General features: G+C 47.8%; 9 protein-coding genes and 1 pseudogene. 8 read left to right on the plus strand and 2 right to left on the minus strand.

From position 1 onward, the window contains the following. Positions 1 to 131 precede the first annotated feature (131 nt). Positions 132 to 281 carry a hypothetical protein gene (locus JL57_RS35350; RefSeq protein ID WP_291299564.1) on the minus strand — a complete coding sequence of 50 codons (150 nt, stop codon included), beginning with the start codon at positions 279 to 281 and terminating at the stop codon, positions 132 to 134. Between the two features lie 153 nt (positions 282 to 434). Here JL57_RS35350 and JL57_RS23530 point away from each other — a divergent pair, with 153 nt between their 5' ends. The 8 genes from JL57_RS23530 to JL57_RS23565 all read left to right on the plus strand — a co-directional run bounded on the left by JL57_RS23530 (position 435) and on the right by JL57_RS23565 (position 8,402). Beyond that, positions 435 to 1,637 (plus strand): acyl-CoA dehydrogenase family protein, encoded by a 1,203-nt coding sequence (locus JL57_RS23530; protein WP_034144367.1) that lies wholly within the window; start codon positions 435 to 437, stop codon positions 1,635 to 1,637. Between the two features lie 57 nt (positions 1,638 to 1,694). Then, a complete protein-coding gene (locus JL57_RS23535; protein WP_034144368.1) occupies positions 1,695 to 2,462 on the plus strand; it encodes an enoyl-CoA hydratase/isomerase family protein in 768 nt (255 codons plus the stop codon). A gap of 147 nt (positions 2,463 to 2,609) precedes the next feature. Then, positions 2,610 to 3,065 (plus strand): Zn-ribbon domain-containing OB-fold protein, encoded by a 456-nt coding sequence (locus tag JL57_RS23540; RefSeq protein WP_034144369.1) that lies wholly within the window; start codon positions 2,610 to 2,612, stop codon positions 3,063 to 3,065. Positions 3,066 to 3,067: 2 nt separating this feature from the next. Then, positions 3,068 to 4,222, plus strand: coding sequence for a thiolase family protein (locus tag JL57_RS23545; RefSeq protein ID WP_291300480.1), 1,155 nt, complete (start codon positions 3,068 to 3,070; stop codon positions 4,220 to 4,222). A gap of 157 nt (positions 4,223 to 4,379) precedes the next feature. Continuing rightward, complete coding sequence (gene fabG, locus JL57_RS23550; RefSeq protein ID WP_034144371.1) at positions 4,380 to 5,135, plus strand: SDR family NAD(P)-dependent oxidoreductase; 756 nt, start codon at positions 4,380 to 4,382, stop codon at positions 5,133 to 5,135. Positions 5,136 to 5,172: 37 nt separating this feature from the next. Then, positions 5,173 to 5,925, plus strand: a complete 753-nt coding sequence (locus tag JL57_RS23555; RefSeq protein ID WP_034144372.1) for an SDR family NAD(P)-dependent oxidoreductase — start codon at positions 5,173 to 5,175, stop codon at positions 5,923 to 5,925. Further along, entirely contained in the window at positions 5,909 to 7,204 is a 1,296-nt protein-coding gene (locus tag JL57_RS23560) for a CaiB/BaiF CoA-transferase family protein (protein ID WP_291300481.1), read from the plus strand. The genes JL57_RS23555 and JL57_RS23560 overlap by 17 nt, the downstream gene beginning before the upstream one ends. Beyond that, positions 7,182 to 8,402 (plus strand): CaiB/BaiF CoA-transferase family protein, encoded by a 1,221-nt coding sequence (locus JL57_RS23565; protein ID WP_034144373.1) that lies wholly within the window; start codon positions 7,182 to 7,184, stop codon positions 8,400 to 8,402. The genes JL57_RS23560 and JL57_RS23565 overlap by 23 nt, the downstream gene beginning before the upstream one ends. A gap of 273 nt (positions 8,403 to 8,675) precedes the next feature. Here JL57_RS23565 and JL57_RS23570 read toward each other — a convergent pair. Beyond that, positions 8,676 to 9,034, minus strand: a pseudogene (locus JL57_RS23570) (reverse transcriptase); the annotation flags it as partial.

Here is a 9,034-nt window from a genome sequence, read left to right on the forward strand (position 1 = left end):
CCGTTAGGCTACTATTAGGGCTCTCTGCCATATGCCGAGAACGGCACTTAGGCAGGTCACGTTTGACGCTCCATATAGTGTCTCCATACGTAGGTATCCGGTTGGTCTATACCCTGCTTACCGCAGGTGCGTCAATGGGCCTGCTTATACCCAATCCTTTTTATATTGGGGATACCCATTGATACCGGGGTTAATTCCGGCAGCGCCTCAAGCCACAGACCCGGATTCAGCCCATAGGCTTTACCATATATGGCCTGACTCGCCAGGCTACTCGACAGCAATTGCAGTCTAATCCTGACTTTACCGACATGCTGTTGTCCCCCAGAGGCTTTCGCATAAAGTTAGTCGGTTGTCTTACATCGCAATGCAGGAGCGATGATTTCTAGGAAATATATATGAAGCGCACAACGTGCGCACAAAGGGAGAGTGTAATTATGGATTTTACCTTGCCAGAAGAATACATGCAATTAAAAAAGATGGTCAGAAAATTCACAGAAAAAGAGTTGTTTCCTTTAGAGAATATGGTGATTGAACGTGAGGCCAGTCGTGGTTTCACTGATCTATCGGTTCTACCACCCGAGGAAGAGCTAAAATTAATGGAAAAGACCAAGGAACTGGGTCTTTGGGGACTTGATGTGCCCGAAGAGTTCGGAGGGCAGGGCTTGGGAGCCTTGGCCAAAATAGTAGTATCGGAAGAATTAAGAAGATCTATCGTACCGTTTTTTCTACCGCCTGATTCCCCGAACTTGGATTTTATGATTGCTTGTTGTACGGAAGAGCAACATGAGAAGTACCTATTTCCGTACGCAAAAGGAGAAAAGCGTTCGGCGCTGGCCATGACGGAACCTGGTGCCGGATCTGATGCAGCTGGCATTCAGATGCGGGCTGATTTGAAAAATGGCAAGTGGGTTTTAAACGGATCCAAAAGTTTTATTAGCTTTGGTCCAAAAGCGGACTTTTTTATTGTTTTGGCAGTAAATGACAAAGAAAAAGGTAAAAAAGGTGGCTTCACGGCATTTTTGGTAGACAAGGGACACCCTGGTATGCAAATTACACGTAATGTCAACACAATCGGCGAGATGCTTGCTTATGAGATGGTTTTTGAAGATTGTGAATTAGATCCCTCTCAGGTTTTGGGTGAGGTCGGACAGGCATTTATTCCTCTTTCGAACAGGTTCGGGGTACGGCGGCTGGAGATCGCTGCTTGGTGCTGTGGTTATGCTGATCGACTGATAGGGTTGATGATTGAACAGGCGAATCTGCGCAAAACGTTTGGCAAGCTCCTAGCTGATAGGCAGGCTGTCCAATGGTGGATCGCTGATTCAACGACTGAACTTCATGCCTGCCGTCTCATGTTGTATAACGCAGCCTGGAAAATGGATGAGGGTCTTGGTGATCTGCGTAAAGAGACGTCTATGCTAAAAATCTATGCCACAGAAATGCTGAGCAAGGTCGCGGACAGGGCTATCCAAGTCCACGGTGGCATGGGACTGACCAAAGAAATGCCGATTGAATATATTTATCGTTTAGTTCGGATCTTTCGTATTGTCGAAGGTCCTACTGAGATTCACCGCTGGCTGCTGGCCAGAGAAGTGTTAAAGGACCAAAAACCTTATGATAACTTTGGGGTCTTTTAATTAGGTGTGGACAGTTATTCCAGGAACATTTTCAGAACAGAGAAGGGGGAATTAATTTTGGGAGTTTTATTGAGAAAAGATAAGAATATCGCATATGTAACGCTTAACAGACCAGAAGCCATGAATGCACTGGATCCGGAATCTTGGGCCGAGTTGCATCAGATATGGCGGGAGATTAAAGCTGATCCGGAGATCAGAGTTTCCATTTTGACGGGTGCAGGTGAGCGGGCTTTTTGCACCGGTTCGGATATGAAGAAAAGTATGCCGCCTAAAGAAAGCTTTGCTTCCACTTATTTTGAAGAGGAACATTTATTGGCTCCGATGGATATGTGGAAACCTATTATTTGTGCGGTTAACGGCTTTGCTATCGGAGGCGGCCTGGAAATGGCATTAGCGTGTGATCTGCGTATCGCTGTAAGCACTGCCTCTTTTGGCTTGTCGGAAGTTAAAGTTGGCAGCCTGCCCGGCTTAGGTGGAACTCAACGTTTAGTGAGGACTCTTCCTAAGGCTGTGGCGATGAAAATGCTGTTAACCGGGGACAGGCTGGATGCTCTTCAAGCTTGCCAGTATGGGTTAGTGAGCGATGTGGTACCCCCGGAAAACTTGATGGATAAGGCGAAAGAGATCGCCGAAAAGATTGCCAATAATGCTCCTTTATCAATTAAGGCGGCTAAACAAGCTGTGGTTATAGGGTCCGACCTTCCCGTGAAACAAGCTTCAATGTACGAATACCTGTTGTGGGGGATATTACGGGATACGGAAGACAGGATAGAAGGACGCGTGGCTTTTGCAGAAAAGAGACCTCCACAATATCAAGGGAAATAACACTGGTTTGTAGTGCAGTTTATGAAGGGAGGTGGGAAATCGAAGGAAGAATGGAAAATTGGAATTGTTAAATTCGTAATCTGTGTTTGTTAAGGGATATTTAAATTATGTGGATTGTAAAATATATTGGATTTGGAGGGGTTTAGTATGACAGAGAAAACTGCTAAGCTAAATGAACAAGAACAGGTTGTTTTTCACCCTGATTTCTTTAAGATTCCGGAGGATGGGAGTAAACCGTATTTGATCGAGTCAAAGTGCCGCAGCTGTGGTCAGTTATGGTTTCCAAAACTGCCAATTTGCCCGGCGTGCTGGTCAGAAACATTTGATGACTCCCCTATGGAGCGGGTGGGCAAGTTGTATTCGTATACGGTCATGAATGTTCCGCAGCCGGGAGTCAAAGCGCCTTTGGCGATAGGGTACGTGGATTTTCCTAATGGGATCAGAGTAGGAGCACAGATTGATGTTCAAGCGGAAGAGATGAAGGATATTCAGATTGGTATGGCTTTGCAGGTGGAGGCTGGTGTAATCAGAGAAGATAAAAACGGCAAAAAGACGATAAGCTATATATTTAGACCAGTGGCAGCAAGCAAAGGAGGTAAATAAAAATGAGGGATGTATATATTATTGGCGTAGGGATGACCAACTATTATAAGAAATCGCCGCTGCCTGGGGCTGATCTTGGGCGGCAGGCAGTGTTCAATGCGGTGAGAGATGCCGGGATCAGTCCCCAACAGGTACAGAGCATCTATGTCGGGGAGATGTCAGGACTGTCAGGCAGCATCTGTTTTGGACAACGGGTGGCTTGTACGCTGGGGATGGGCGGAGTACCGATGATGAACGTGGAGAGTGCCTGCTCCAGTGGGGCTTTGGCGGTAAACTTGGCAGTTAAAGACGTGGCCAACGGACTTACGGATATTTCGATGGCGGTGGGAGTTCAGAATATTTCCGCGACCAGAACGGCTGGAACGGCTTTTTCCCCCGATGCTAATGATCCGGAAGGGGTTCAGGGGATAACTATGCCGGGAATTTATGCCATGAGAGCAAAACGCTACATGCACGATTTCGGAGCTACACCTGAGGATTTAGCGCTGGTGGCGGTGAAAAATAGGCGTCATGCCATGAATAACCCGCGTTCGCAATTCCATGATCCCCTTACGGTGGAGCAGGTTGTTAACGCGCGTTCAATCAGTGATCCGCTGACCTTATTGATGAGTTGCCCCAATGTAGACGGAGGGGCGGCTGTGATTGTGGCAACGAAGGAGAAGGCCATGCAGTTGGGCAGTACACTAGTGCGCTTCTTGGTGAGTGAAGTCACTTCGGGAATTTTCAGCAATGGGTTCAGGGACATGACTTCGATGGAGATTACGGTCAGGGGCGCTAAAGAAGCCTATGAGATCGCCGGGCTTGGTCCGGAGGATATCGATATGGTTGAGTGCCATGACGCCTTTGCGATTAATGAGCATTTGTATACGGAAGCCATGGGCTTCTGTGGACATGGCGAAGCAGTAGAATTTATCCGGAGCGGCGGCAATGACTATGGTGGTAAAGTGGTGTTCAGTCCCCGGGGAGGTTTATTGTCGTGTGGGCATCCGACGGGATGCAGTGGGGCGGCGCAGATTGTGGAAGCGACTTGGCAGCTGCGCAATGAAGCCGGAGCTATGCAGGTACCGGACTGTAAAGTGGCAATGACCCATGTCACAGGCGGTGGAATCTATGGTTTGGATAACGCTGTGTGCACGATTCATATCTTAAGCAGGTAAGGAAGAAGCAAGTGGTTTTGGACTAGGCCGGGAGAACGGTAGGCAGATGTTGAACAAAGAGGTGTGAAAGTAGGAGAACACTAGCTTCGGAGTATCTGGAAGTCGTTCTTTTCGGTATTGTCTTGAGTATAGAGCCAAGGGAAAGGAGCCGGGTAAAATGGGTGTACAAAACAGGGTGGCACTGGTAACCGGATCAGGGAGCGGACTGGGTGAGACAACAGTGATGATGCTGGCCCAGAACGGTGCTAAGGTGGTCGTTAATGATGTTGATCAGGCGAAAGTGGACAAAGTGGTGGAAAAGATCAAATCTGCCGGTGGGGAAGCATTGGGAGTGGCAGCTGATATTTCAAAGAAAGATCAGGTACAAGACCTGGTGCAGCAGATTGAGAAAAAGTTTGGGCCGGTGGATATTCTGGTTAACAACGCTGGCATAGCTAGGGACAAGGGCTTGCTGAAAATCACGGAAGAAGATTGGGACATTGTGCTTAATGTCAATTTAAAAGGACCATTTCTGTTGAGTCAGGCAGTAGTTCCTAACATGAAGGAACGGAAATATGGACGAATCGTTAATATTTCTTCAAGGGCTTATCTGGGCTGGCCGACGCAGGCCAATTATGCCTCATCGAAAGGGGGAATGGTGAGTTTAAGCAGGACGTTGGCCTTGGAATTAGCTAAGCACCAAATCACAGTTAACTGTATAGCCCCGGGCTTGATCCAGACGCCCCTGTACGATGCTTTACCAGATAACATTAAAGAAAACCTTATGAAATCTCAGCCATCGAAGACAGTTGGCAAACCGGAAGATATTGGGTATGGCGTGCTGTTTTTCGCTGATGATGAAGCTGACTACATCACGGGGCAGACGATCTTTATCTGCGGCGGTAAGAGTGTGCTAAGTTCCTTGTCGGTATAGAGGAAGAATAGGAAAAATTCAGGGAGGTAAGCAAATCATGCAGATTGAGGGAAGAGTAGCCTTGATAACCGGATCTGGCGGCGGGATGGGCAGGGGTACGGCCGAAATAATGGCCCAGCATGGGGTAAAAATAGTGATCAATGACGTTAATCAGAGTATGGTGGATGAGGTGGTCAAGGGAATCAAGGAAGCTGGCGGGGAAGCCATGGGAGTGGTTGCGGATATCACCAAAAAAACGGAAGTGGCAGCGATGTTCAAGCAGGTTGTGGATACTTTTGGCAGGATTGATATTTTGGTTAATAATGCTGGAATTTTTCGGGATAAGGCGTTTTTGAAAATGACGGAAGAGGATTGGGACAAGGTGCTGGATGTTGACCTCAAAGCTGTCTTCTTGTGTTGTCAGGAAGCGGTTAAATATATGCGCGAACAGGCCTACGGGCGGATCGTCAACATATCCTCACGGGCTTGGCTGGGAGGGCCTGGGCAGGCAAATTACTCGGCGGCGAAAGCCGGAGTGGTGGCTTTGACCCGAACCTTGGCCCTGGAGCTGGGAAAACGGGGGATCACTGCAAACTGCATCCCGCCGGGGCTGATCGAAACTCCGATGTGGAACTCTTTGCCGGAGGAAGGCAAGGAACGGCTACTGAAAGCTCAACCCATGGGAAGGATAGGATCCCCGCGTGATATTGCCCGGACCGTGATGTTTTTTGCGAGTGATGAGGCCGGATATATTAATGGGCAAACTCTGTATGTCTGCGGAGGGAAGAGTCTTTTTGCCAATATTGGATAGTGTAAAACTGGACGAAGGTAAGGGATGGAGTATGAGTAAAAGTCAAGGTGCTTTGAGTGGTATTCGCGTTTTGGAATTTGCAGGCGAAATTGGCAGTTATACCGGAAAATTATTTGCCAACCTCGGCGCGGAAGTGATTCAGATTGAGTCAATTGAAGGTAGTCCGATTAGAAGAGCTGGTCCTTTTTATAAGGATATCCCTGACCAGGAAGGGAGTCTGCAATTCATCTATCAAAATACAAATAAGAAGGGCATCGTGCTCGATATTGAAAAGGAGCAGGGCAGAGAAATTTTCCTTAACCTGGTAAAAACTGCGGATCTGCTCCTGGAAAGCTTTCCACCAGGCTATTTGAATAAGTTGAACTTAGGTTATGAGCAACTGAGTGCGATCAATCCCAAACTTGTCTATACATCTGTGACAGGGTATGGGCAAAATGGTCCGTACCGGGATTATCCTTGGTCGGATATTACCAGCTTGGCCATGGGGGGGCTGCTCTACTTAGCTGCTCAGGGTGACGATATACCGGCCCGTGTTCCCGATAGTCAGACCTTTATGATGGGGGCAATGTATGCGGCAACGGGGAGCATGGTAGCCCTGCTGGAAGCTGACGACAGCGGCAGCGGGCAGTATCTGGATGTATCTCTCCAGGAATGTGTTGCTACCGCTCTCGAAAATGCCATCCAGTTCTATGACTTGGAAGGAAGCATCCGGCGTGGTATAGGGCATGTTGAGGCTGGGATGGGAATTTATCCGTGCCAGGACGGTTATGTTTACCTTGTGGCAGGAATGGGTGGTAATGTCAATCTTTGGAACGCTTTCGTCGACTGGCTTATTGAAGAAAAAGTGGAGGGGGCAGAGAGCTTAGCCCAAGATCAATGGAAAACGCCGCAATTTCGGCGGACAGCTGAGGCTAAGCAACGTTTTAATGAAATTGTTGTTCCATTTGCCATGAAGCATAATAAGTTATATCTCTTTGAGAATGGTCAGGACAGGCGGGTGACGATTCATCCCGTGAATAACCCGAAGGATATTTGTGAAGATCCCCATATTAAGTACAGGAAGTTCATGGTTGATTATTTCAGCGAGAGTCTTGGCGGGCAGGTGTTCATGCCCGGGGCTCCTTATCGGTTGTCGCAAACCCCTTGGAAGCTTGGTACAGAGCCCCCTAAATTGGGACAACATACGGCGGAAATCCTCCAAGAGATAGGGTATAATCCGCAACAGATCCAAGAATTTAAACAAGGGGGTGTATGCTTTGTCGCACAAGCTTCCTCTTAACGGCATCAGGGTTCTGGACTTTACCTGGGTCGGAGCGGGCCCTCTCACCACACAAGTTCTAGCGGAGTATGGGGCTGAGGTTATCAAAATCGAATCGGGAACACGCTTGGATTACTTGAGGCTCTTGCCTCCTTTTAAGGATGGCAAGGCGGGCGTGGAAAGAAGCGGCTATTTCAGCAACAGAAATCCCAATAAAAAAGGCATATCCTTGAACTTAAAACATCCCCGTTCCATGGAAATTATTAAAGAATTAATTAAAAAAAGTGATATAATCTGTGAGAATTTTACGGCCCATACGATGGAAAAATGGGGACTGGGCTACGATGAGGTACGCAAGATCAAGCCGGATATTATCTTCGCCGGCATGCCCCTGATGGGAGCTGACGGACCCCATGCCAATTATCGGGGCTTTGGTGTTCAAGTCAGCGCTTTAATTGGAATTCTTCATCTCACTGGTTTCCCGGAAAGAGAACCCTTCGGAATGGGAACCAACTATCCCGATCATGTCCCCAATCCAGTGCACACTGCTTTTGCTATCCTTGCTGCTCTGCGGCATAGGAAGAAAACAGGGGAAGGCCAGTACATTGAGTTATCCCAAATAGAAGCTCCCCTATGTGTGCTGCCTACTCCGATCATGGACTACATGATGAACGGACGGGTGCAAAATCGCCAGGGCAACCAGCATTTTGATTTTGTACCCCACGGCATCTATCCGCTTCAAGGTAAAAACCGCTGGATTGTCTTATCCGTTCAAAGTGAGGATGAATGGCAAGCCTTGAAAGCCGCGATGGGCAGGCCTGAATGGGCTGAACAGGACGCGTTTACAGCGAATGCTGGGCGGATAGCCAACCAAGCTGAGTTGAACGAGCTGATTGGGCGTTGGACGGTTAATTATGACGGTGATGAGCTGTTGAGACGATTGGCAAAGGCCAAAGTGAGAGCTGGCTTGGTTAAAGATGCCCGGGACGTTCTTAATGATCCTCAACTCAATTACCGTAAACATTTTGTTTACCTTGATCATTCTGAAATGGGTTACCATGTTTACAACTATGCTCCGGTTCACATGTCCAAGACCCCTGCCGTGGTGGATCAAGCCGCTCCGCTGCTTGGTGAACACACCAAACAGATCATGAAAGATTTGCTCAATTTAGATGAAGCCACATTCGAGGAATTAAAGAAGGAAGGTGTTTTTGACTAAGAGCTCACGACGAGGACTATGAAGCTGCGCCTAACTTCACGCTTTTGCCCTAGAGCGTACGGGCCTCAATGATGGGAATCAATAACTGATATTAGTGGAATAATAATTGCCCCTCCTGTAAAAGGGAGGGGCAAACTTAGAAATAGGGTCAGAAAAACATTTACCTCAGGGAATGGGTTGGAATGAAATAGGCGGATTAGCAAGGTAACCCGCCCCTTCCCGAACCGTACAAGCGACTTGTCACCGCATACGGCTCTCCATATTCCAAATGGGTTATCGTCGTTTCAGCTGATTAAGCTGGAACCTGTCAGCTTCGACATTGGCAAAGCAATGTTCGCAAAGGGGTATCTGACGCCGGTTGATGTTCAGCATGACAGTGACAATCGGTGAATAGGGTTTGTCGAGCTTCTTCTTCGTTTTCCTATGATACATGCTGACATTGGAATGCGGATTGCCGCAGATGTAGCATACACGGGCAAGCAGGTCCGTCAAGTTAAACTTGGGCAAGTAGAATGTTTTAACGGCTGACTTGATTTTGGCGAAGAAGTCCTTTTTTCTTGCAAAAGATTTGTACAGTGCCAGACTGACAGAACAGGCTTTACCTTTAGCATTTGTGTAATTGACCAAAAGAG

The sequence above is a fragment of the Desulfosporosinus sp. BICA1-9 genome (assembly GCF_000802135.1).